This is a genomic window from Leucobacter shiyiweii, from assembly GCF_052446065.1.
GTDB lineage: Bacteria > Actinomycetota > Actinomycetes > Actinomycetales > Microbacteriaceae > Leucobacter.
The window spans coordinates 1-22,369 of the sequence record NZ_JBQTGR010000002.1; the positions used below are offsets into that span (position 1 = coordinate 1).

Consider the following 22,369-nt stretch of genomic DNA (forward strand, 5'->3'; position numbering starts at 1 on the left):
GAACGGCGCCCGGAGGGGCCGCCGATGTGCCGCACAGGATACAGGGGCAAGGAGAACGGCAGGAGAACGGGCCCACCCCTTCAAGGGGGCAGGTTCACCCGCCCGATCCGCGGAGCCTGTCCCGATCCGCGGGCGGATGCCGGTGGAACGGACGCGGATCGGGACAGGAGACGCGGATCGGGCGCGACGGCGGGGGTCACACCTCGGTCGCGAGGAGCTCCGAGAGGTTCGCGTCGACCGCCGCCAGGTACTCCGGGTTGAAGCCGAACAGGCCGAAGTGGCCGGCGATCGAGGGGAGCACCCGCAGCTCGGCCCCGGGGGTGAGCTCCTGCTCGGCGCGGGCGTCCTGCACGGGGAAGAACATGTCGTGGTCGATCGGCATCACGAAGGTCTTCGCGGTGACCCGGCCGAGGGCCGCCGCCAGGTCGCCCCCGGTGTTGCGGGCGACGTCGCCGCGCTGCCACTTCCAGCCCATCGTCAGCAGCGCGTTGGGGTCCATGAGCTGGAACAGCGCGCGGATGAAGCCCGCCTGGAAAATCTGGAAGTCGTCGGTTGTCTCGCCGTCGAGCATCGGGATCGCCTTCCAGAAGCCGCTCTTCCAGAAGTCGGTGGACAGGCCCATCACCGCCCAGATGTCGGCGTGGCGGCCGAGGCCCGCTGCGACATCCGAGTGCGAGGCGTACTCCCCGCCCGCGAACCCGGGATCGCTCGTGATGGCGTCGAGCAGCGTCTGGGTGAACAGGAAGTCGTGCGGGGTGTTCTGGGCGGTGCCGGCGATCGGCGCCGCGCGCAGCACCTTCTCGGGGAAGCGGACCGCCCACTCCCAGGTCTGCTGGGCGCCCATCGACCCGCCCACGACGAGGGCGAGCCGCTCGATGCCGAACACCTCGCGCAGCAGCTGCTCCTGCGCGCGCACGTCGTCGCCGATGCGCACCTTCGGGAACCGCGACATCGCGATCGACGGGTCGTCGGCGCTGTGCGGCGAGGTCGACAGGCCGTTGCCGATCTGGTTCACGATGACGATGAAGTACTTCTCCGGGTCGAGCGCGCGGCCGGGTCCGATGTACACCTGCTCCCAGGTCTGGTGGGTGCCGGAGAACCAGGTGGGGATGAGGACGGCGTTGCTGCGGTCCTCGTTGAGCGTGCCGTGGGTGGCGACCGCCAGCTCGAGGTTCGGGATGACCCCGCCCTCCTCGAGCTCGAACCGGCCCAGCGCGTGCAGCTCGTAGGGGCCCTGTGCTGCGGCGCTGTAGAAGGGGTTGTCGATGGGCATGCCGACCTCCTTGTCGGGGCTTCAGGTGAGGCCGAGCCTAGGGGTGCATTTGTCCCGCGTCAAGTAGTTGGCAGGGTTTCTTCTCTTTCGAAGTTGGGGATGGTGGGGTCGGCCAGGCCGAGGTGCACGTCCATCGGCCGGTTCCAGGCGATCGCTTCGTGCGGGCGGACGGTGTTGTACTCGGTCCGGTAGTCCTCGGCCCGCTCGACGAGCGTCAAGGCGTCGGGGATCTCATCAAGGAACAGTCGCTCGTACTTCAGCGTCCCGAACCCGCGTTCGCGTGACCCGTTCTGCCCGGGCGTGCGCACCCTGGTGCGCACGTGCCGCAACTCGGGGTGGCGCATGATGAACAGCTCGAAGTTCAGCGAGCGGAACGGGCCGCCGTTGTCGGTGACGATCGTGAGGACCGGCAGCAGTTCGCCGGTGTCGGGGTCGATGGGACAGGTGTCGACGAGCGGGTGCCCGAACATGGCCTCGTAATCAGCGAGGGCCAGCTCGATCGCGGCGATCGCGTCGTACTGGTTCGCGGTGGGCGAGGTATGGAACGGATACTCGACCTTTGAGAACCAGTCGCGGCACCCCGCGATCCGCCACGTCCCGCCGGTGGTGGTCTCGAACTCGCTGAAGTCCAGCTGCCACACCTGGTTCGGCCCGGTCGGAGTGCGCGTGAATGCGGCCTTGCGCTCCGCCGCGAGCTGACGGCGCTGCTTCTGATACTCCGACGGCAGGATCAGTCCGTCATCGCGCAGCAGCCGCAGCACCGTCGCCTGCGACACCACATGACCGTCGTGACGGGTCAGTGCCCAAATCTTCCGGTGCCCCCACGCCGGGTGCGCCAGCGCATGCTTGGTCGCGAGTTCGCGCGCCGCGTCCCGCGCGGGCTGCGGCCACGGACCCTTCGGCGGCCGCTGCGTTCTCGCCTTCGCCTGCCAGCGGCGATACGAGCGTTCGGGCACGCCGATCAGCTTGCAGAACCTCGACGTCGGCATGCCCGCCTGAAGACGGATCACCTCGAGGTCCTCGAAGGGCCCAAGCGGCCCTCCGCACTCTTCTTCCAGACACGGATCTCGACCGCGGCCTCACCGAGTGCCTGGGTCAGATCCGCGACCTCCGCCTCAAGCTGCTGCTCGCGGGTCGAGGGCCCCGACTTGCCCGCCGCGAGACCCGTCTTCCCCGCCTCGAGGAAGTCGGCCTTCCACCTGCCGATCGACTGCTCAGACACCTTCTCGCGCCGGGCTGCCTCAGCGATCGTGACCTCGCCGGCGAGGATGCTCAGCACGATCCTCGTCTTCTTCTCCACCGGAATCACTGGTGGTCTTCCCATGTCGGACTCTCCGTTCAGGACTCAACTAACAGCCCTGCCACATAGTCTGACGCGCGACATGGCTGACCTCATCCGCTCCCGAGCTTTCTACCGCGATGGCCTCGGCTTCGAAACTCCCAACAACGAAGAGAACCCCGAAATCGTGTTCTTCGACAACGGAGGCACCAAACTCGAACTCTTCCAGAGAGAAGAACTGGCCGCAGACATCGGTGGAGACAGCCCGCCCACTACCTCAGACCCCGCCGCAGCCTTCAACGGCATCACCCTCGCCTATAACGCGAAAACGAAAGAGGAAGTCGACGCGATCTTCGCAAAGATCGAAAGCATTGGAGGCACCATCGCCAAGGCCCCCGAACTGGTCTTCTGGGGCGGATACAGCGGCTACTTCCGCGACCCGGACGGCTACTACTGGGAAGTTGCCTACGCCGACGATTGGAAGTTTGATGCCAACGACATGCTTATCATCGAACAGTCTGGCTAACCCTCAGATCGCCTCGACGTGGTGAAACTCTTACTCACCGAGGATTAAGTAGTTACCGGCCGAGGCTGGGGCCGCCTCGGTATTGGCCCGGATGGTGGCGAGTTGGGCGGTAGGGGTCGTGCTGCCGGAGTCGTTCAGCGCGTTCGCGCGCGAGCTGCTTTTCGCGTGCCGCGTGCTCTGCTGCGGCCTGGTGCTTCGTCTGCACTCGTTCGGCGGCTTGAGCGGTGGGAAGCTGGCGTAGCTCGACGGCCTCGGCTCGTGCATCGGTGGCACGGGCGCGCCATTCTTGCGCGTACCGAGTTGCACGGCGCTCCCCGCTCTCGGCCGTCATCACATGCGCGGCGGGGTCGTTTCGGAATACTCGGCGGGCGAGGCCGGACGCTTCGAGCGGGTGCCGCTCGCGCGCGGTGCCCAGCTCGATCTTCGCGGCGGTTGCGGCTTTGCTCGCGTCGCGCACCTGGGGGTTTTGGCCGGCGCGCTGCTGGCTGACGCGCTCGACCCAGCTCTCGACCTCGTGCGGCCCCCACGGGGCGCTGCCCCAGCGCTGCTCAACGCGGCCGCGCGCCTGCTCCCACTCGCTCGTAGCAGCCTGGGCGTCGCGCTCGGCACGCCGGCGACTGAACCGGCCGGCGCTGCGCGCTTCCTGCTGCGCCTGCGTCGCGCGCTCGCGCAGCACAGCGACCTCGGCCCCGGCGGTCTGAGCTTCGGTGTGCAGCGGGGCGAGGGCTTCGGTGTGCGCCTGCTGCGCGGTGGCCTGCGTCGTCTCCGCGACCTGTTCGAGCTGGTGCAGCTCGGCGGTCTGCTGCTCGCACAACCTGGCGAACTGCCCGGCTGCATCGTTCCAGACGGCGGCCTGCTGCTCGGCGTGTGCAGCTTCGCGGGTGAGCTGGTCGACCTCTTCGGCCACGGTCGCGGCGTCGCCGGCGATGATGCCGTGCATGTCGCGCTCGGCTTGCTTTCGGGCTTCGTCGAGGCCACGGTCTGAGCTGTCGCGGGTGAACGCCTCGACGAACTGCTCGCGGGCATCTTGCTCGTCGACGGCGACGACGTGCAGCACGTTCGCGTCGCGGCCGCGCGTCATGCCGACGTAGACGCCGGCGGCATCCATCTCGTCGGAGAGCACCGCGTGCGCGGTGTCGACGGTCATGCCCTGCGCACCGTGCCCGGTGACGGCGTAGGCGAGCTGCACATGCTCGGCCACGTAGTCGGCGTCGAGGGTGCGGTGATGCCCCGTCGTCGGGTCGGCAACGGTGATCCGGCCGTCAGCGTTCACGCCCCGTACCGTCCACGTCTGCCGGTTGGCGACGCCGAGCTCGCGGTCGTTCTCGCGGGTCGCTACCTGCGCGCCTGCGGCGATGGGGTCGCCGTCGCGCCCGTGCGTCACGGTGGCGGGGTCGATCACGCCGGCGTCGACCAGACGCTCGTACACGGCGTGGTTGATCTGCTGCGCGGCCGCGTTCGTCGACGTGACGGCGATGGTGCTGCGGCCGGCCTGCTGCTCGAGCGCGATGGTTTCGGAAAGCCGCTCGAGCACCTCGCCGGGGGTGCCGGTCTGAATCAGGCCGCGTTCGTGCAGCTCGTCGAATATCTGGCCGGGGTCGTCGCGGTCGCGCATCCTCAGCGACAGCTCGGCATAGGCTTCGTCGATCCCGCCGTCTGGGGTGCGGAACCGTCGAACGTCGGTGAGGTCGAGGGAGACGCCTGAGAGCTGCGAGGCGCGGGCGAGGTAACCGCCTCGGCCGACGGCGGCGAGCTGCGCCGCATCGCCGGAGAGCACGAGCGACCCGAGCCGCATGTCGTCGACGTACTGGTGCAACGCTGCGGCGGTGTCTTGGTCGAGAATCCCGGCCTCATCGACCACGAGCACCGTGTGTTCGTCGAGTCGCCAGCCTGCCGGCTGCGACCGCCACCGTTCGGGGAGCTGCCAGCGCCCGGCGTCGTCGACCTCGGCGCCGGCGCGGTACAGCAGCGCGTGGACGCTCTCGCCGTCGACGCCGAGCACGTCGCCGGCCTCCAACGCGCCGCGCTTGGTCGGGGAGACGACCACGAGCCGCCGGCCCTGCTCGTTGAGCGATTCGGCGGCCGCTTCGAGCATCGTGGTTTTGCCCGCGCCGGCCGCGCCCTGAATCACGACAAGCGAGTGTGTGCCGGCTATCGCTTCGGCCGCCGTCTGCTGCTCGGCCGAGAGAGTGAACCCCTCCCGCTGCGCGGCCACGGTGCCGGCCTCGCCGGGCACCACAGCGCGGGCGGTGAGCGCGTCGGTGAGCTGCTGATCTGTGGCAAGCACCTGGTCGCTCGTGTAGTGCCTGACGCCCTCGACGTTCACGCCGGCGTCGAGGAACGAGACGCTGCGCTGCATGGCGGTGTCGATAGCGGCGTCGCGCAGCTCGGCCACGCCCACGTCGCTGATGAGGTACGTCTGTGCGAGGCGTCGGTCGACGGCCGCCTGCACGTCGGCCAGCGACCACGCGGAACGCTGCCGGCCGAGGTCGTCGAGCGCGCCGGCACCGATCACGGCGGGATCGATCTGGGAGGCTTCCTGCCCGTACAGAGTGCGGTCGGTGTTCTGCGGGGTGACCTCGCCCACCGTGCGGGCCAGCCCCTCGGGGGTCAGCTCGGCGTCGGGCTTCTTCGTGGGCCGCTCCTGCGCCCAGGCGTGCGTATCCCACGCCTGCCACTGACGCGGCCCCGGCTCCTGGCCTGGGTGTGCGATCCGCCACGCCTGCTCAAGCTGTTCACGATTCTGTGCGACCTGATCCCGGCGGGCCGAGTGCTCATTGACGAGCGGCGCGTACTCGGTGACGCGGCCACCGCCCTGCGCCGGCTCCCAGCTCAGCCCCTCGGCCGCGAGCACCTGTCGCAGCTCCATATCGGTTGAGAGCGCGAGGTCGGCGGCCGCGTTCACGCGCTCCGCGAGCCGGTACAGCGTGCGCCCGTCGAGCGCCCGCCATTCGCCGGCGACTTCGCCCACGGGGAGGATCTGCATGTGCCGGTGGTAATGCGGGTCGCCGGTGCGACTCGTGGTGTGCTGAACACTCGTGAACTCGATACGGTCGAACTTCACTTGCCGCTGCGCACCGCGCGGCCCGATCCGGGTAACCGCGTGCTCTGCGACGGCCTCGGCCGCCACGGTGCAGGCCCGACTCATCGCCTGTTCGAGCGCGGCCGCAACCCTCGGGTTCGCGGCGGCCGCGAGGCTCAGCGTCTTGTCGACGCTGATGATGGTTTCTTGGTAGAGCGGCGTGCCGCCGACTTCCTCGATGCCCTCGGAGTTGATGAAAGTACGCTGCCGGAACGCGCCGCGCACCTGGTCGGTTTCGGGGTCGCGGTGCTCCATCCACGCCCGGAACTGCTCGGGCGTGAGCGCACCCATTTCGGTGCCGGCGACGCCGACGACGCCGTGCTCGACAGAACGCTCTTTGCCCTCGCGGTAGTAGTCGTCGAGGCGGTCGGAATCGCGTTCGAGCAGGTAGCTCTCAGCGGTCGCGGCCGAGCCGCGAAACGCTTTGAAGCCGCCCTTGCTCACCGGCTCATCCCCTCTCGATCCGGGGCCGCGAACCGAGGTCGCGGCCCCGCTCTAACATTGGTAGATTACGTGCTTGAATGATAGCAAGCAGATTGTGAGTGTGGGGCGAGAGTCTGCCGGCGGAGCTGGCAGAGGGCGAGCTGAGTGTGCGAGCGGGGCTGCGGTAGGGGGTTAGAGGTGCAGCGTGGGCGGGTCGGTAGTGAGGTCGAGAATCGGCTGATCGAGCGCGGCGAGCATGTGCAGTAGCTCTTCGCGCAGCTCATCAATGGTCGCGCCGGCAGGCGTTACGGGGTCGCTGGTGTAGCTGAACTCTGGCCTGTCCTCGGCGGGGTAGAGTTCACGAATCTCGAACCCTCCACCGCTCAGTTCCGATGAGTTGGGCGTACGGGAGACGACGTAGCGCCAGATGCCCAGCGTGTTAGTGGTTGCGCCAGGGGCACCTCTTCGTGATGGTCCCAGATGTTCGCCGTCGTAGTCCTCTTCATCCTCGCTTTGGTCGTCGAGGACAAGGCCTAGCTTGGTAGCGAGTTCGCTGAGGGGGCGGGCTTGCTCGTGCTGTCGGTCTCGAACGATTTGAGCAATCTCGTGTTCCTCGGCGTGCTGCGCGGCTCTCCCCTGCTCTCGCCAGAATTGCGCGCGGCGTTCCTCGGCTGCTGCACCGTGCACGTCGGGGCAGTCGGCCGCGCAACACCCGCACAGAGGCACCCCGGCGAGCGTGAGGTCGCTGGGGTCGGTGCAGGTGCAGCGGTCGCACCCACACTGAGCATCAGTGGCGCTCATGCTGCGGCGTGTGCCCACTCGGCAAGGGCTTCACGGATTGCTTCTGACCGGGTGCGGTGTTCACGCTCGGCACGGGCCATGACTGCGGCCAACTCGGATTCACTCAGCCGTACGGTCACTGCTTTCGACGGCTCATCGGTGCGCGCGGGACGACCGGGTGAGCGGAACGTCGCGCGGGGGAATCCGTCCTCGGCGTTCTTCACGAGACGGGCGATCACTTCCTCAGTGATTTCCATACCGTCGATCACGCCGTAGGAACCGTTCACAGGCTTGGCGATCTTGTCACTCATTTCAACCTCCTCTGCATCCTGGCTACTACTGACCGGCGGGCGGGCATTGCGTGGATCACGAGATACCGGGCACCGTTCCCGAAGCTCAACGCTCCGAGTTCCCACGCGCGGCCCGCATTGTCAAACGCGAGTCGCATGTACCGTGGTGGTTCGTCGTCGTCGATCACAGTTTCGTCGGTGCCCTCGCTCCACATGCGGATCACTTCGTCAACGTCCAAACCACGCTTGAGCGCTGATTCATGTACCTGCACGTGCAGCAATCGTCACCACCAATCTTTTCGTACACAAAACTACCACATTTTCGTACACAAAACCACCCCCGGGGGGGGCGCCCGCGACGGCATCGCCTTCGACGCTTACCCCCTTGGTGCGTCTACGGGTTGTGTGCCAGCACCTCGGGAGCGAGGGTGTGGCGCAGCACCGCTTCGAGCTTCGCTGCGATCTTGTCGCGGTCGCCCGAGCCGAGGGCGTCGAGGAAGATGCCGCGTGCGTAGGCCGAAGCGGGCTGCCCGGCGGCCTCGGCTCGGGCTGCCAGTTCTGTGAGCTGTTCAGTCGTGAGACGTACCGAGAGCACGGCGGGGGTCGCGGCCCCGGCTCGGCGCTGGCCGCGAATCTGGCCGGGGCCGCCCTGGTGGTTCTCGGCGTCTGCTGCTGCCCGTTCGATCATTTCGGTGATGCCGCTCATGATTCCTCCTCGTAGACAGTCACAGCTTGATTACCAAGCCGAGCGAGCCTCGCAGAAGGGCCTCTAGCGCCCTCAAAAGCCTCTCGCCTGGAGGAACTACCGCAAACGCACTCGCGTCGCTCCCAGGGCCGTTCTCGTGCGTCTCCGGGGTGTTCCGTTGTGAGCGTGAGCTGCACCTGACGGTGTATCGTCACCCCATCCGTGGGAAGTGCGGGCGTAACCAATCCCTCTGAGGGCAAGGGTTTCGCTTGCGAAACCCGCGGCAGCCCCGAGACGGGCGCAGCTCGTCGAGAACCTGCCGACAACACGGTCTAGTTCGCGCACGCGCGCGGTCTTGAGTTACGTCGGTAAGTAGGTAAAAGAGAGAACTAGGTAAGAAGAGAACTAGGGAACAACGACACCCCAGACGGGAGTAGATCGAGACGCGCGTATTTCCCTACTGAACGACTCACGGTTTCCCTACTGAACGACTCACGGAGCTGGTTATCCACAGGGTTCGGGGCGAGTCGTTCAGTAGGGAAATGACGACTGCTAGGGGTGTGGCGCTCGGTAGGGAAATAGGCTGCTACAGCTCGTCGGCAGGGAGTCTGAGCAGCGGGCTACGCCGGATGATGAGCACGGTTCCCCCACCGCGTCGGCCGGGCACCCGATCAATGGCGAAGTTTGTCTCGATGCCGTGGCCGTGGATTCGGCGCGTGGCGGCTGCCTCGTCGAGCGCGGCGCGGAACCGGGCACGGAAGTTGTCGAGGCGCTTGTAGCCGTGGGTGAGTTCGTCGTAGAGGTCGGCCCACTCGAAGATGCGCTCGCGCCGGGGGCCGTCCTTGATCGAGAACAGCACTTTCTCAAGCCACGCGGCAACCTGCATCGGGAACGGCCCTGACATGCGCGCGAGGGCGTCGAGGCGCGCCGGCGGGGTCTTGGGATCGAGCGCCAGGTCGACGAGGAGCTGCGAGGGCACGATGTACGAGTCGAGGCCGTCGAGCACGTCGCCCCAGCCGGGCACGTAGAGCTGCACGCCGCTCGCAAGTGTCGTCGACTGCTGGCGGTAGCGGCGGCCACCCTCGGCGTCTTCCGGCCCCCACTCGGCCATGTGGAATGTCGAGACGGCGAACCCGGTGACCTGGCGGGTGAGTTCCTGGTGCTGGCGGCCGCCGGTCGATGGGTAGCCGAGGTCGGCCGCGAGAGAGCGCTGCGTCTCTTCAAGGCCGATCCCGTCGAGCGGGTTGCCGCCGGCCTTGACGGTCGAGCGGATCTTCGTTGCGATTGCTGCACCGATCAGCAGCGCCGGTTTCCCCGAGGGCACGGGAGCCTCGACCCATTCACCGTGCTTAGTGAGTACCTTGCCGGCGCTGATCGACCACGATGTGTACGAGTTCTGCCCCTGCCATTCACGGGCGGGTTGCTCGTCCATCGGTGTCAGCGAGAAGTAGCCGTTGCCGAGCACGATGCCGCGACGCTCGTTCGCTTCGCCGTGCTCAACGGCGGTGGCATGGTCGAGCTGCCGACGCATCCAGTCGGGCAAGCTCAGGGGGTCTTGGTTCGGTACGCTCACTAGAGCCTCCTGGTCTGTTCAGGGGGTGTTACGCGCCGGCGGCTCTCGTCGGTGCGGCGAGCCGTTCCCGGTGCCAACGGGGGCGGCTCGTTCTGTTTATCCTACGGCACCATATCGCTGTTGCTTACATGTCTACATTCAGACTTGCTATTTCTAGAAATATCAACGCATTTACAAGTAGACATGTCTACATGTAGACTTGCCTTATGAAGATCGCAGTAGTGAACCTGAAAGGCGGCACGGGGAAAACCTCGACCGTGATGCACCTGGCGGCCGCGCTCAAGACGGCGGGCGACAGCGTGCTCGTGGTCGACGCCGACCCGCAGGGAGACGCGCTCAACTGGGCGAACGCACTGGAATGGGATGTGACCGCGCACCCGAAACCCACGATCCACAAACAGACGTGGCTCGGTGCCTCGCACGATCACGTCGTAATCGACACCCCGCCTGGCGACCTCGGTGTGACGACCTCGGCGCTGCGCGCAGCCGATCTGGTCGTAATCCCGATGCAGCCCACAGGCGGCGACTTCGCGCAGTACGCCGAGACGGTGCAGCTCGTCGAGGAAGTGCAGGCGCTCACTGATGCGACCGCCGTGGTGTTGCTGACTCGCGTGGTGAAGCGCACCGTTGCCGCCGCTCAGGTGCGCGAGGCGCTGGAGCCGTTCGGTATCCCGGTACTCGACACCGAAGTTCCGCAGGCCCAGGCGCTCGCAATGGCCTACGGGCAGAAGATCACCGATGCGGGCGTCTACGCTGACGTGCTCGCGGAGCTGAAAGGACTCGTGAAATGAGCGTCGGCAACGTATTCGATAGCGCACGGAAGAAAACCCCGCCGACGCGGGTGGACGACCTCAAGGCCGGCGGCGCGCTGGCCGAGCCGATGGTGATGCACTCGACCCGCGTGCCGGTATCGCTGAACAAGGCAATCAAGAAACTCGCCGTCGACGAGCAGACCACCTTGCAGGCGCTCACTATCGAGGCACTAGAGACACTGCTGAAACTGCGAGGCAAGAGCGAAAGCTGACATGTCTACATGTAGACATGTCAGCTTGTAAGTATCCGTATTTGTCGGCGGTCACCCGTACCGTCGACAGCAACGAGAGGAACACCGGCTATGGCTATCAACGAACAAGAACGGCAGCTTGAAGTCGCCCGCGAAGCCGAGGAACTGCTGCACACCCTGGCGCACTCGACCCGCGATGTGCCGAACCCGCGCGATTCCTACTCGATGCTTGGAGAGCTGGGCGCGATCATCGACCATGTAGCGCAGGTGTGCGAACAGCTCGCGAGCTGGCACAGCCGCGTCGAGGACGGCAAGCATTACGAGGGCGAGGACGACAACCGCAGCGGCAGCCCCCGCGCGGCCGCCGCCGAACTGACCACTGCCGCCAGCTCACTCCGGCTCGCCTCGAACCACGTTCATCGCGCCCACTCGCACAACGCCGTGGTGCGCTGGTATCCCGAGCCGCAGGAGAGCTGACGATGAGCACCGAGACAAACTTCGAGGAACGCTGGCCGGAGCTGTTTGCCAACCTCACCCCGGCGCAGCACGAGCAGGCCGTGAGCGCGTGTTGGTACGTTCTGAACGATGGTTTCCCCCTCGAACGGGAATCCGTCGAGAGGATCACGACGCTGCTCGTCGACGACCCGCAGCAGTTCGCGGTTCTGTATGGCCCTTACACCGAGGCCGACGACACTCGCTACGCGGAGCTGGCCGACCGTGCAGAGCGCGGTGAGCTGCGCGTTAAAGTAGTGCCCCGTAGAGTGGTGTAACGATCCCGGCCAGTAAACGTCAGCGTGGCCACCGGGATCTTCCTTCGAGGAAACTCTCACATCCCACTCGAAAGGCGTCACACCGATGACCACTCCCTCTATTGTCGACCCTGCCACCGTCCTCACCAACGCGCTGGGCGACGCATCACCGGATCTGATGCGCACCCTGCTGCAAACCATGATCAACACCCTCCTCTCAGCCGAAGCAGATGCGATCTGCGGCGCCGAGTACGGGAAGCCCTCTGCTGACCGAGTGAATTCCCGCAACGGATACCGCACCCGTGAACTCGATACGCGTGTCGGAACCATAGACGTCGCGATCCCGAAGCTCCGCTCCGGCACGTACTTCCCCGAGTGGCTCCTCGAACGTCGCAAACGCTCAGAAGCGGCGATGATCACCGTCGTCGCTGACGCCTACCTCGCTGGCGTCTCAACGAGGCGGATGGACAAACTCGTGAAGACCCTTGGCATCCATTCCCTGTCGAAGTCGCAGGTCTCCCGAATGGCCGCCGATATGGACGAGCATGTGCGTGAGTTTCGCACGAGGCCGTTAGGTGAGGCCGGCCCGTTCACGTTCGTCGCGTGCGACGCACTCACGATGAAAGTGCGTGAGGGCGGGCGGGTGATCAACACCATGGTGCTCGTCGCGACCGGGGTGAACGCTGACGGGCATCGGGAAGTCCTGGGCATGCAAGTGGCGACCGCGGAGACCACGATGGCGTGGAACGGGTTCTTCGCAGACCTTGTCGCGCGCGGCCTCACCGGGGTGAAACTCATCACCTCTGACGCGCACGCTGGCCTCGTTGAAGCGATGCGCGCGAACTTCCCTGGGACGTCGTGGCAACGGTGTCGCACGCACTACGCTGCGAACCTGATGTCAGTGACCCCGAAGAGCATGTGGCCGGCGGTGAAAGCGATGCTGCATTCCGTGTACGACCAACCCGACCAGAAAAGTGTTGAGGCCCAATTCGACCGGCTCCTGGACTACGTCGAGGACAAACTCCCCGAAGTGCACGACCACCTCGATGCTGCCCGGGCTGACATTCTCGCGTTCACCACGTTCCCGAAAGATGTGTGGCAGCAGATCTGGTCGAATAACCCGAACGAGCGCCTGAACCGTGAGATCCGCCGCAGGACCGATGTGGTGGGGATCTTCCCGAACCGGGCCGCGATCACCCGCCTCGTCGGGGCCGTTCTTGCGGAGCAGTCTGACGAATGGGCCGAGGGTCGTCGTTACCTCGGTCTTGACGTTCTCGCGAGGTGCCGCCTCACGCTCGTGGGTACCGACACTATCGGCCAGCACCATGAGCTCCCCGAGCTCGGGGCCGCAGCATGAGCGCCCCCACTCCTGGGCTGTACTCCGACACCGTGAGTGAGCTCGTCGCGAGCATCTGCAATCACAACGAAAACTAGCCCCCACATCCTTGAAGGATCACGAAACGGTTACACCACTCCACGGGACTTGACCCGCGTTAAGCCCGGTACTGAGCGTCACGGTGCCACGGCATCGGCTGAGGCTCGCCAGCTCTTGGGCGAGGCCGGCGAATCGTAGGCTTGAATCATGAGTGCATTCACCCTCGACGAACTCCTGAGCCTCGAACACGCCGGTTGGAAGTCGCTTTGTGAGTCCACTGGCGGCACGTTCTACGGCGAGTTGATGATGCCCGATGCGTTGTTTGTGCTGTCCAACGGCTGGGTGATGACTCGCGATGAAATCGCGGCTTCACTCAACGATTCTCCGGCTTGGGCGGCCTACGAAATCACAGACGTTCGGATCGTCGAAGCGGGTAGCGATGCCGCCGTACTGGTGTACCGTGCGACAGCGTCTCGGGAAGAAATGACGGAGCCGTACACTGCGTTCATGTCGAGCGTTTACCGTCGAGTGGATGGGAAGCCGAGAATGGCGCTCTATCAGCAGACTGAGGCAGCTGCGTAGACCGCTCAGGCTGCCGCGCCCGCTGCGCGGCCTTGCCCTCAAGTATCGTGGCTACATGAGTGATTCAGCGTCGAACCCCAAACTCAACCGCATCAACCTGATCTGCCTGGGTGTGGCTGTCCCGCGTCAAGTAGTTGGCAGGGTTTCTTCTCTTTCGAAGTTGGGGATGGTGGGGTCGGCCAGGCCGAGGTGCACGTCCATCGGCCGGTTCCAGGCGATCGCTTCGTGCGGGCGGACGGTGTTGTACTCGGTCCGGTAGTCCTCGGCCCGCTCGACGAGCGTCAAGGCGTCGGGGATCTCATCAAGGAACAGTCGCTCGTACTTCAGCGTCCCGAACCCGCGTTCGCGTGACCCGTTCTGCCCGGGCGTGCGCACCCTGGTGCGCACGTGCCGCCTTCTTCGCGACGATGGTCTCCGCGCCGGCGGCGCCCACGGCATCCGCGGCCTTCTTGGGGGCGGACTTCCTCTTGGCCGCCCGGACGCCGGCCCGGCCGATGGCGTCCTCGATGCGCTCGACCGCCTCCTCGGCCCGGCGGGCGACCTTCTTGGGCTTCTTGGCGAGCTTCTTCTCGGACACCTTCGCGGCGTCCTTGGCCTCGTCGGCGAGGGCGCGGAGCCTCTTGGCATCCTTCTTGGGGAGCGTCCTGCTGATCTTCTTGGCGTCCTTGGCCGCATCCTTGGCGGCCTCGATCGCGGCCTCGGCCGCCTTCTCCGCCTTCGTCGTCTTCGCCATGGGCGAACCTCCGCTGCTGTCCGGAACGGCGCCCGGAGGGGCCGCCGATGTGCCGCACAGGATACAGGGGCAAGGAGAACGGCAGGAGAACGGGCCCACCCCTTCAAGGGGGCAGGTTCACCCGCCCGATCCGCGGAGCCTGTCCCGATCCGCGGGCGGATGCCGGTGGAACGGACGCGGATCGGGACAGGAGACGCGGATCGGGCGCGACGGCGGGGGTCACACCTCGGTCGCGAGGAGCTCCGAGAGGTTCGCGTCGACCGCCGCCAGGTACTCCGGGTTGAAGCCGAACAGGCCGAAGTGGCCGGCGATCGAGGGGAGCACCCGCAGCTCGGCCCCGGGGGTGAGCTCCTGCTCGGCGCGGGCGTCCTGCACGGGGAAGAACATGTCGTGGTCGATCGGCATCACGAAGGTCTTCGCGGTGACCCGGCCGAGGGCCGCCGCCAGGTCGCCCCCGGTGTTGCGGGCGACGTCGCCGCGCTGCCACTTCCAGCCCATCGTCAGCAGCGCGTTGGGGTCCATGAGCTGGAACAGCGCGCGGATGAAGCCCGCCTGGAAAATCTGGAAGTCGTCGGTTGTCTCGCCGTCGAGCATCGGGATCGCCTTCCAGAAGCCGCTCTTCCAGAAGTCGGTGGACAGGCCCATCACCGCCCAGATGTCGGCGTGGCGGCCGAGGCCCGCTGCGACATCCGAGTGCGAGGCGTACTCCCCGCCCGCGAACCCGGGATCGCTCGTGATGGCGTCGAGCAGCGTCTGGGTGAACAGGAAGTCGTGCGGGGTGTTCTGGGCGGTGCCGGCGATCGGCGCCGCGCGCAGCACCTTCTCGGGGAAGCGGACCGCCCACTCCCAGGTCTGCTGGGCGCCCATCGACCCGCCCACGACGAGGGCGAGCCGCTCGATGCCGAACACCTCGCGCAGCAGCTGCTCCTGCGCGCGCACGTCGTCGCCGATGCGCACCTTCGGGAACCGCGACATCGCGATCGACGGGTCGTCGGCGCTGTGCGGCGAGGTCGACAGGCCGTTGCCGATCTGGTTCACGATGACGATGAAGTACTTCTCCGGGTCGAGCGCGCGGCCGGGTCCGATGTACACCTGCTCCCAGGTCTGGTGGGTGCCGGAGAACCAGGTGGGGATGAGGACGGCGTTGCTGCGGTCCTCGTTGAGCGTGCCGTGGGTGGCGACCGCCAGCTCGAGGTTCGGGATGACCCCGCCCTCCTCGAGCTCGAACCGGCCCAGCGCGTGCAGCTCGTAGGGGCCCTGTGCTGCGGCGCTGTAGAAGGGGTTGTCGATGGGCATGCCGACCTCCTTGTCGGGGCTTCAGGTGAGGCCGAGCCTAGGGGTGCATTTGTCCCGCGTCAAGTAGTTGGCAGGGTTTCTTCTCTTTCGAAGTTGGGGATGGTGGGGTCGGCCAGGCCGAGGTGCACGTCCATCGGCCGGTTCCAGGCGATCGCTTCGTGCGGGCGGACGGTGTTGTACTCGGTCCGGTAGTCCTCGGCCCGCTCGACGAGCGTCAAGGCGTCGGGGATCTCATCAAGGAACAGTCGCTCGTACTTCAGCGTCCCGAACCCGCGTTCGCGTGACCCGTTCTGCCCGGGCGTGCGCACCCTGGTGCGCACGTGCCGCAACTCGGGGTGGCGCATGATGAACAGCTCGAAGTTCAGCGAGCGGAACGGGCCGCCGTTGTCGGTGACGATCGTGAGGACCGGCAGCAGTTCGCCGGTGTCGGGGTCGATGGGACAGGTGTCGACGAGCGGGTGCCCGAACATGGCCTCGTAATCAGCGAGGGCCAGCTCGATCGCGGCGATCGCGTCGTACTGGTTCGCGGTGGGCGAGGTATGGAACGGATACTCGACCTTTGAGAACCAGTCGCGGCACCCCGCGATCCGCCACGTCCCGCCGGTGGTGGTCTCGAACTCGCTGAAGTCCAGCTGCCACACCTGGTTCGGCCCGGTCGGAGTGCGCGTGAATGCGGCCTTGCGCTCCGCCGCGAGCTGACGGCGCTGCTTCTGATACTCCGACGGCAGGATCAGTCCGTCATCGCGCAGCAGCCGCAGCACCGTCGCCTGCGACACCACATGACCGTCGTGACGGGTCAGTGCCCAAATCTTCCGGTGCCCCCACGCCGGGTGCGCCAGCGCATGCTTGGTCGCGAGTTCGCGCGCCGCGTCCCGCGCGGGCTGCGGCCACGGACCCTTCGGCGGCCGCTGCGTTCTCGCCTTCGCCTGCCAGCGGCGATACGAGCGTTCGGGCACGCCGATCAGCTTGCAGAACCTCGACGTCGGCATGCCCGCCTGAAGACGGATCACCTCGAGGTCCTCGAAGGGCCCAAGCGGCCCTCCGCACTCTTCTTCCAGACACGGATCTCGACCGCGGCCTCACCGAGTGCCTGGGTCAGATCCGCGACCTCCGCCTCAAGCTGCTGCTCGCGGGTCGAGGGCCCCGACTTGCCCGCCGCGAGACCCGTCTTCCCCGCCTCGAGGAAGTCGGCCTTCCACCTGCCGATCGACTGCTCAGACACCTTCTCGCGCCGGGCTGCCTCAGCGATCGTGACCTCGCCGGCGAGGATGCTCAGCACGATCCTCGTCTTCTTCTCCACCGGAATCACTGGTGGTCTTCCCATGTCGGACTCTCCGTTCAGGACTCAACTAACAGCCCTGCCACATAGTCTGACGCGCGACATGGCTGACCTCATCCGCTCCCGAGCTTTCTACCGCGATGGCCTCGGCTTCGAAACTCCCAACAACGAAGAGAACCCCGAAATCGTGTTCTTCGACAACGGAGGCACCAAACTCGAACTCTTCCAGAGAGAAGAACTGGCCGCAGACATCGGTGGAGACAGCCCGCCCACTACCTCAGACCCCGCCGCAGCCTTCAACGGCATCACCCTCGCCTATAACGCGAAAACGAAAGAGGAAGTCGACGCGATCTTCGCAAAGATCGAAAGCATTGGAGGCACCATCGCCAAGGCCCCCGAACTGGTCTTCTGGGGCGGATACAGCGGCTACTTCCGCGACCCGGACGGCTACTACTGGGAAGTTGCCTACGCCGACGATTGGAAGTTTGATGCCAACGACATGCTTATCATCGAACAGTCTGGCTAACCCTCAGATCGCCTCGACGTGGTGAAACTCTTACTCACCGAGGATTAAGTAGTTACCGGCCGAGGCTGGGGCCGCCTCGGTATTGGCCCGGATGGTGGCGAGTTGGGCGGTAGGGGTCGTGCTGCCGGAGTCGTTCAGCGCGTTCGCGCGCGAGCTGCTTTTCGCGTGCCGCGTGCTCTGCTGCGGCCTGGTGCTTCGTCTGCACTCGTTCGGCGGCTTGAGCGGTGGGAAGCTGGCGTAGCTCGACGGCCTCGGCTCGTGCATCGGTGGCACGGGCGCGCCATTCTTGCGCGTACCGAGTTGCACGGCGCTCCCCGCTCTCGGCCGTCATCACATGCGCGGCGGGGTCGTTTCGGAATACTCGGCGGGCGAGGCCGGACGCTTCGAGCGGGTGCCGCTCGCGCGCGGTGCCCAGCTCGATCTTCGCGGCGGTTGCGGCTTTGCTCGCGTCGCGCACCTGGGGGTTTTGGCCGGCGCGCTGCTGGCTGACGCGCTCGACCCAGCTCTCGACCTCGTGCGGCCCCCACGGGGCGCTGCCCCAGCGCTGCTCAACGCGGCCGCGCGCCTGCTCCCACTCGCTCGTAGCAGCCTGGGCGTCGCGCTCGGCACGCCGGCGACTGAACCGGCCGGCGCTGCGCGCTTCCTGCTGCGCCTGCGTCGCGCGCTCGCGCAGCACAGCGACCTCGGCCCCGGCGGTCTGAGCTTCGGTGTGCAGCGGGGCGAGGGCTTCGGTGTGCGCCTGCTGCGCGGTGGCCTGCGTCGTCTCCGCGACCTGTTCGAGCTGGTGCAGCTCGGCGGTCTGCTGCTCGCACAACCTGGCGAACTGCCCGGCTGCATCGTTCCAGACGGCGGCCTGCTGCTCGGCGTGTGCAGCTTCGCGGGTGAGCTGGTCGACCTCTTCGGCCACGGTCGCGGCGTCGCCGGCGATGATGCCGTGCATGTCGCGCTCGGCTTGCTTTCGGGCTTCGTCGAGGCCACGGTCTGAGCTGTCGCGGGTGAACGCCTCGACGAACTGCTCGCGGGCATCTTGCTCGTCGACGGCGACGACGTGCAGCACGTTCGCGTCGCGGCCGCGCGTCATGCCGACGTAGACGCCGGCGGCATCCATCTCGTCGGAGAGCACCGCGTGCGCGGTGTCGACGGTCATGCCCTGCGCACCGTGCCCGGTGACGGCGTAGGCGAGCTGCACATGCTCGGCCACGTAGTCGGCGTCGAGGGTGCGGTGATGCCCCGTCGTCGGGTCGGCAACGGTGATCCGGCCGTCAGCGTTCACGCCCCGTACCGTCCACGTCTGCCGGTTGGCGACGCCGAGCTCGCGGTCGTTCTCGCGGGTCGCTACCTGCGCGCCTGCGGCGATGGGGTCGCCGTCGCGCCCGTGCGTCACGGTGGCGGGGTCGATCACGCCGGCGTCGACCAGACGCTCGTACACGGCGTGGTTGATCTGCTGCGCGGCCGCGTTCGTCGACGTGACGGCGATGGTGCTGCGGCCGGCCTGCTGCTCGAGCGCGATGGTTTCGGAAAGCCGCTCGAGCACCTCGCCGGGGGTGCCGGTCTGAATCAGGCCGCGTTCGTGCAGCTCGTCGAATATCTGGCCGGGGTCGTCGCGGTCGCGCATCCTCAGCGACAGCTCGGCATAGGCTTCGTCGATCCCGCCGTCTGGGGTGCGGAACCGTCGAACGTCGGTGAGGTCGAGGGAGACGCCTGAGAGCTGCGAGGCGCGGGCGAGGTAACCGCCTCGGCCGACGGCGGCGAGCTGCGCCGCATCGCCGGAGAGCACGAGCGACCCGAGCCGCATGTCGTCGACGTACTGGTGCAACGCTGCGGCGGTGTCTTGGTCGAGAATCCCGGCCTCATCGACCACGAGCACCGTGTGTTCGTCGAGTCGCCAGCCTGCCGGCTGCGACCGCCACCGTTCGGGGAGCTGCCAGCGCCCGGCGTCGTCGACCTCGGCGCCGGCGCGGTACAGCAGCGCGTGGACGCTCTCGCCGTCGACGCCGAGCACGTCGCCGGCCTCCAACGCGCCGCGCTTGGTCGGGGAGACGACCACGAGCCGCCGGCCCTGCTCGTTGAGCGATTCGGCGGCCGCTTCGAGCATCGTGGTTTTGCCCGCGCCGGCCGCGCCCTGAATCACGACAAGCGAGTGTGTGCCGGCTATCGCTTCGGCCGCCGTCTGCTGCTCGGCCGAGAGAGTGAACCCCTCCCGCTGCGCGGCCACGGTGCCGGCCTCGCCGGGCACCACAGCGCGGGCGGTGAGCGCGTCGGTGAGCTGCTGATCTGTGGCAAGCACCTGGTCGCTCGTGTAGTGCCTGACGCCCTCGACGTTCACGCCGGCGTCGAGGAACGAGACGCTGCGCTGCATGGCGGTGTCGATAGCGGCGTCGCGCAGCTCGGCCACGCCCACGTCGCTGATGAGGTACGTCTGTGCGAGGCGTCGGTCGACGGCCGCCTGCACGTCGGCCAGCGACCACGCGGAACGCTGCCGGCCGAGGTCGTCGAGCGCGCCGGCACCGATCACGGCGGGATCGATCTGGGAGGCTTCCTGCCCGTACAGAGTGCGGTCGGTGTTCTGCGGGGTGACCTCGCCCACCGTGCGGGCCAGCCCCTCGGGGGTCAGCTCGGCGTCGGGCTTCTTCGTGGGCCGCTCCTGCGCCCAGGCGTGCGTATCCCACGCCTGCCACTGACGCGGCCCCGGCTCCTGGCCTGGGTGTGCGATCCGCCACGCCTGCTCAAGCTGTTCACGATTCTGTGCGACCTGATCCCGGCGGGCCGAGTGCTCATTGACGAGCGGCGCGTACTCGGTGACGCGGCCACCGCCCTGCGCCGGCTCCCAGCTCAGCCCCTCGGCCGCGAGCACCTGTCGCAGCTCCATATCGGTTGAGAGCGCGAGGTCGGCGGCCGCGTTCACGCGCTCCGCGAGCCGGTACAGCGTGCGCCCGTCGAGCGCCCGCCATTCGCCGGCGACTTCGCCCACGGGGAGGATCTGCATGTGCCGGTGGTAATGCGGGTCGCCGGTGCGACTCGTGGTGTGCTGAACACTCGTGAACTCGATACGGTCGAACTTCACTTGCCGCTGCGCACCGCGCGGCCCGATCCGGGTAACCGCGTGCTCTGCGACGGCCTCGGCCGCCACGGTGCAGGCCCGACTCATCGCCTGTTCGAGCGCGGCCGCAACCCTCGGGTTCGCGGCGGCCGCGAGGCTCAGCGTCTTGTCGACGCTGATGATGGTTTCTTGGTAGAGCGGCGTGCCGCCGACTTCCTCGATGCCCTCGGAGTTGATGAAAGTACGCTGCCGGAACGCGCCGCGCACCTGGTCGGTTTCGGGGTCGCGGTGCTCCATCCACGCCCGGAACTGCTCGGGCGTGAGCGCACCCATTTCGGTGCCGGCGACGCCGACGACGCCGTGCTCGACAGAACGCTCTTTGCCCTCGCGGTAGTAGTCGTCGAGGCGGTCGGAATCGCGTTCGAGCAGGTAGCTCTCAGCGGTCGCGGCCGAGCCGCGAAACGCTTTGAAGCCGCCCTTGCTCACCGGCTCATCCCCTCTCGATCCGGGGCCGCGAACCGAGGTCGCGGCCCCGCTCTAACATTGGTAGATTACGTGCTTGAATGATAGCAAGCAGATTGTGAGTGTGGGGCGAGAGTCTGCCGGCGGAGCTGGCAGAGGGCGAGCTGAGTGTGCGAGCGGGGCTGCGGTAGGGGGTTAGAGGTGCAGCGTGGGCGGGTCGGTAGTGAGGTCGAGAATCGGCTGATCGAGCGCGGCGAGCATGTGCAGTAGCTCTTCGCGCAGCTCATCAATGGTCGCGCCGGCAGGCGTTACGGGGTCGCTGGTGTAGCTGAACTCTGGCCTGTCCTCGGCGGGGTAGAGTTCACGAATCTCGAACCCTCCACCGCTCAGTTCCGATGAGTTGGGCGTACGGGAGACGACGTAGCGCCAGATGCCCAGCGTGTTAGTGGTTGCGCCAGGGGCACCTCTTCGTGATGGTCCCAGATGTTCGCCGTCGTAGTCCTCTTCATCCTCGCTTTGGTCGTCGAGGACAAGGCCTAGCTTGGTAGCGAGTTCGCTGAGGGGGCGGGCTTGCTCGTGCTGTCGGTCTCGAACGATTTGAGCAATCTCGTGTTCCTCGGCGTGCTGCGCGGCTCTCCCCTGCTCTCGCCAGAATTGCGCGCGGCGTTCCTCGGCTGCTGCACCGTGCACGTCGGGGCAGTCGGCCGCGCAACACCCGCACAGAGGCACCCCGGCGAGCGTGAGGTCGCTGGGGTCGGTGCAGGTGCAGCGGTCGCACCCACACTGAGCATCAGTGGCGCTCATGCTGCGGCGTGTGCCCACTCGGCAAGGGCTTCACGGATTGCTTCTGACCGGGTGCGGTGTTCACGCTCGGCACGGGCCATGACTGCGGCCAACTCGGATTCACTCAGCCGTACGGTCACTGCTTTCGACGGCTCATCGGTGCGCGCGGGACGACCGGGTGAGCGGAACGTCGCGCGGGGGAATCCGTCCTCGGCGTTCTTCACGAGACGGGCGATCACTTCCTCAGTGATTTCCATACCGTCGATCACGCCGTAGGAACCGTTCACAGGCTTGGCGATCTTGTCACTCATTTCAACCTCCTCTGCATCCTGGCTACTACTGACCGGCGGGCGGGCATTGCGTGGATCACGAGATACCGGGCACCGTTCCCGAAGCTCAACGCTCCGAGTTCCCACGCGCGGCCCGCATTGTCAAACGCGAGTCGCATGTACCGTGGTGGTTCGTCGTCGTCGATCACAGTTTCGTCGGTGCCCTCGCTCCACATGCGGATCACTTCGTCAACGTCCAAACCACGCTTGAGCGCTGATTCATGTACCTGCACGTGCAGCAATCGTCACCACCAATCTTTTCGTACACAAAACTACCACATTTTCGTACACAAAACCACCC

Annotated in this window: 26 protein-coding genes; 8 read left to right on the forward strand and 18 right to left on the reverse strand. The window is 66.7% G+C overall.

Annotated features, from left to right (window positions below; translation table 11 throughout):
* Positions 1–196: 196 nt before the first annotated feature.
* From ACTNFJ_RS12265 to ACTNFJ_RS12275, 3 genes are read right to left on the reverse strand one after another with little or no spacing between them, the layout of a single operon-like run.
* A complete protein-coding gene (locus tag ACTNFJ_RS12265) occupies positions 197–1,273 on the reverse strand; it encodes an alpha/beta fold hydrolase (protein ID WP_435907707.1) in 1,077 nt (358 codons plus the stop codon).
* 59 nt (positions 1,274–1,332) lie between these two features.
* Positions 1,333–2,283, reverse strand: a complete 951-nt coding sequence (locus ACTNFJ_RS12270) for an integrase core domain-containing protein (protein ID WP_435907706.1) — start codon at positions 2,281–2,283, stop codon at positions 1,333–1,335.
* Positions 2,280–2,597 carry a transposase gene (locus ACTNFJ_RS12275; RefSeq protein ID WP_435907705.1) on the reverse strand — a complete coding sequence of 106 codons (318 nt, stop codon included), beginning with the start codon at positions 2,595–2,597 and terminating at the stop codon, positions 2,280–2,282. Before ACTNFJ_RS12275 ends, ACTNFJ_RS12270 begins: the two co-directional genes overlap by 4 nt.
* Before the next feature lie 58 nt (positions 2,598–2,655).
* Between ACTNFJ_RS12275 and ACTNFJ_RS12280 the strand changes: the two genes are divergently transcribed.
* On the forward strand, positions 2,656–3,078 hold the full coding sequence (locus ACTNFJ_RS12280; protein ID WP_435907704.1) for a VOC family protein: 423 nt from the start codon (positions 2,656–2,658) through the stop codon (positions 3,076–3,078).
* 52 nt (positions 3,079–3,130) lie between these two features.
* On the opposite strand, the gene ACTNFJ_RS12285 is transcribed toward ACTNFJ_RS12280, so the two are convergent.
* The 6 genes from ACTNFJ_RS12285 to ACTNFJ_RS12310 form a co-directional block, all read right to left on the reverse strand.
* Positions 3,131–6,604: a relaxase domain-containing protein gene (locus tag ACTNFJ_RS12285; protein ID WP_363746640.1), complete on the reverse strand. Its 3,474-nt coding sequence runs from the start codon at positions 6,602–6,604 to the stop codon at positions 3,131–3,133.
* Between the two features lie 171 nt (positions 6,605–6,775).
* Positions 6,776–7,384, reverse strand: a complete 609-nt coding sequence (locus ACTNFJ_RS12290; RefSeq protein WP_435907703.1) for a hypothetical protein — start codon at positions 7,382–7,384, stop codon at positions 6,776–6,778.
* The gene (locus ACTNFJ_RS12295) at positions 7,381–7,674 is read right to left on the reverse strand and encodes a ribbon-helix-helix protein, CopG family (protein WP_435907702.1); all 294 of its coding nucleotides are present in this window, start codon (positions 7,672–7,674) and stop codon (positions 7,381–7,383) included. Before ACTNFJ_RS12295 ends, ACTNFJ_RS12290 begins: the two co-directional genes overlap by 4 nt.
* Positions 7,671–7,925, reverse strand: coding sequence for a toxin (locus ACTNFJ_RS12300; protein ID WP_444711818.1), 255 nt, complete (start codon positions 7,923–7,925; stop codon positions 7,671–7,673). The genes ACTNFJ_RS12295 and ACTNFJ_RS12300 overlap by 4 nt, the downstream gene beginning before the upstream one ends.
* Before the next feature lie 122 nt (positions 7,926–8,047).
* On the reverse strand, positions 8,048–8,359 hold the full coding sequence (locus ACTNFJ_RS12305) for a hypothetical protein (protein WP_435907700.1): 312 nt from the start codon (positions 8,357–8,359) through the stop codon (positions 8,048–8,050).
* A gap of 565 nt (positions 8,360–8,924) precedes the next feature.
* A complete protein-coding gene (locus ACTNFJ_RS12310) occupies positions 8,925–9,911 on the reverse strand; it encodes a hypothetical protein (RefSeq protein WP_435907699.1) in 987 nt (328 codons plus the stop codon).
* A 206-nt stretch (positions 9,912–10,117) separates the two neighbouring features.
* On the opposite strand from ACTNFJ_RS12310, the gene ACTNFJ_RS12315 reads away from it, so the two are divergent.
* From ACTNFJ_RS12315 to ACTNFJ_RS12340, 6 genes are all read left to right on the forward strand, one after another.
* Positions 10,118–10,702, forward strand: coding sequence for an AAA family ATPase (locus ACTNFJ_RS12315; RefSeq protein WP_363746652.1), 585 nt, complete (start codon positions 10,118–10,120; stop codon positions 10,700–10,702).
* Complete coding sequence (locus ACTNFJ_RS12320) at positions 10,699–10,935, forward strand: ribbon-helix-helix domain-containing protein (protein WP_363746654.1); 237 nt, start codon at positions 10,699–10,701, stop codon at positions 10,933–10,935. Before ACTNFJ_RS12315 ends, ACTNFJ_RS12320 begins: the two co-directional genes overlap by 4 nt.
* Positions 10,936–11,025: 90 nt before the next feature.
* The gene (locus ACTNFJ_RS12325) at positions 11,026–11,391 is read left to right on the forward strand and encodes a hypothetical protein (protein WP_363746656.1); all 366 of its coding nucleotides are present in this window, start codon (positions 11,026–11,028) and stop codon (positions 11,389–11,391) included.
* A 2-nt stretch (positions 11,392–11,393) separates the two neighbouring features.
* Positions 11,394–11,684 carry a hypothetical protein gene (locus tag ACTNFJ_RS12330; protein ID WP_363746658.1) on the forward strand — a complete coding sequence of 97 codons (291 nt, stop codon included), beginning with the start codon at positions 11,394–11,396 and terminating at the stop codon, positions 11,682–11,684.
* A gap of 85 nt (positions 11,685–11,769) precedes the next feature.
* Positions 11,770–13,020 (forward strand): IS256 family transposase, encoded by a 1,251-nt coding sequence (locus tag ACTNFJ_RS12335; protein WP_193591830.1) that lies wholly within the window; start codon positions 11,770–11,772, stop codon positions 13,018–13,020.
* A 225-nt stretch (positions 13,021–13,245) separates the two neighbouring features.
* Positions 13,246–13,620: a nuclear transport factor 2 family protein gene (locus tag ACTNFJ_RS12340; protein ID WP_363746636.1), complete on the forward strand. Its 375-nt coding sequence runs from the start codon at positions 13,246–13,248 to the stop codon at positions 13,618–13,620.
* A gap of 126 nt (positions 13,621–13,746) precedes the next feature.
* On the opposite strand, the gene ACTNFJ_RS12345 is transcribed toward ACTNFJ_RS12340, so the two are convergent.
* The 5 genes from ACTNFJ_RS12345 to ACTNFJ_RS12365 form a co-directional block, all read right to left on the reverse strand.
* Positions 13,747–14,007, reverse strand: a complete 261-nt coding sequence (locus ACTNFJ_RS12345; protein ID WP_444711819.1) for an integrase core domain-containing protein — start codon at positions 14,005–14,007, stop codon at positions 13,747–13,749.
* Positions 13,922–14,353: a hypothetical protein gene (locus ACTNFJ_RS12350; protein WP_435907708.1), complete on the reverse strand. Its 432-nt coding sequence runs from the start codon at positions 14,351–14,353 to the stop codon at positions 13,922–13,924. Before ACTNFJ_RS12350 ends, ACTNFJ_RS12345 begins: the two co-directional genes overlap by 86 nt.
* A 219-nt stretch (positions 14,354–14,572) precedes the next feature.
* Complete coding sequence (locus tag ACTNFJ_RS12355) at positions 14,573–15,649, reverse strand: alpha/beta fold hydrolase (RefSeq protein ID WP_435907707.1); 1,077 nt, start codon at positions 15,647–15,649, stop codon at positions 14,573–14,575.
* Between the two features lie 59 nt (positions 15,650–15,708).
* On the reverse strand, positions 15,709–16,659 hold the full coding sequence (locus tag ACTNFJ_RS12360) for an integrase core domain-containing protein (protein WP_435907706.1): 951 nt from the start codon (positions 16,657–16,659) through the stop codon (positions 15,709–15,711).
* Positions 16,656–16,973: a transposase gene (locus ACTNFJ_RS12365; RefSeq protein WP_435907705.1), complete on the reverse strand. Its 318-nt coding sequence runs from the start codon at positions 16,971–16,973 to the stop codon at positions 16,656–16,658. The genes ACTNFJ_RS12360 and ACTNFJ_RS12365 overlap by 4 nt, the downstream gene beginning before the upstream one ends.
* Positions 16,974–17,031: 58 nt before the next feature.
* Between ACTNFJ_RS12365 and ACTNFJ_RS12370 the strand changes: the two genes are divergently transcribed.
* Complete coding sequence (locus ACTNFJ_RS12370; RefSeq protein ID WP_435907704.1) at positions 17,032–17,454, forward strand: VOC family protein; 423 nt, start codon at positions 17,032–17,034, stop codon at positions 17,452–17,454.
* Positions 17,455–17,506: 52 nt separating this feature from the next.
* Here ACTNFJ_RS12370 and ACTNFJ_RS12375 read toward each other — a convergent pair whose 3' ends face one another.
* The 4 genes from ACTNFJ_RS12375 to ACTNFJ_RS12390 form a co-directional block, all read right to left on the reverse strand.
* The gene (locus ACTNFJ_RS12375; RefSeq protein WP_363746640.1) at positions 17,507–20,980 is read right to left on the reverse strand and encodes a relaxase domain-containing protein; all 3,474 of its coding nucleotides are present in this window, start codon (positions 20,978–20,980) and stop codon (positions 17,507–17,509) included.
* Positions 20,981–21,151: 171 nt separating this feature from the next.
* On the reverse strand, positions 21,152–21,760 hold the full coding sequence (locus ACTNFJ_RS12380; RefSeq protein WP_435907703.1) for a hypothetical protein: 609 nt from the start codon (positions 21,758–21,760) through the stop codon (positions 21,152–21,154).
* Entirely contained in the window at positions 21,757–22,050 is a 294-nt protein-coding gene (locus ACTNFJ_RS12385; RefSeq protein ID WP_435907702.1) for a ribbon-helix-helix protein, CopG family, read from the reverse strand. The genes ACTNFJ_RS12380 and ACTNFJ_RS12385 overlap by 4 nt, the downstream gene beginning before the upstream one ends.
* Positions 22,047–22,301 carry a toxin gene (locus tag ACTNFJ_RS12390; RefSeq protein WP_444711818.1) on the reverse strand — a complete coding sequence of 85 codons (255 nt, stop codon included), beginning with the start codon at positions 22,299–22,301 and terminating at the stop codon, positions 22,047–22,049. The genes ACTNFJ_RS12385 and ACTNFJ_RS12390 overlap by 4 nt, the downstream gene beginning before the upstream one ends.
* Between the last annotated feature and the right edge of the window lie 68 nt (positions 22,302–22,369).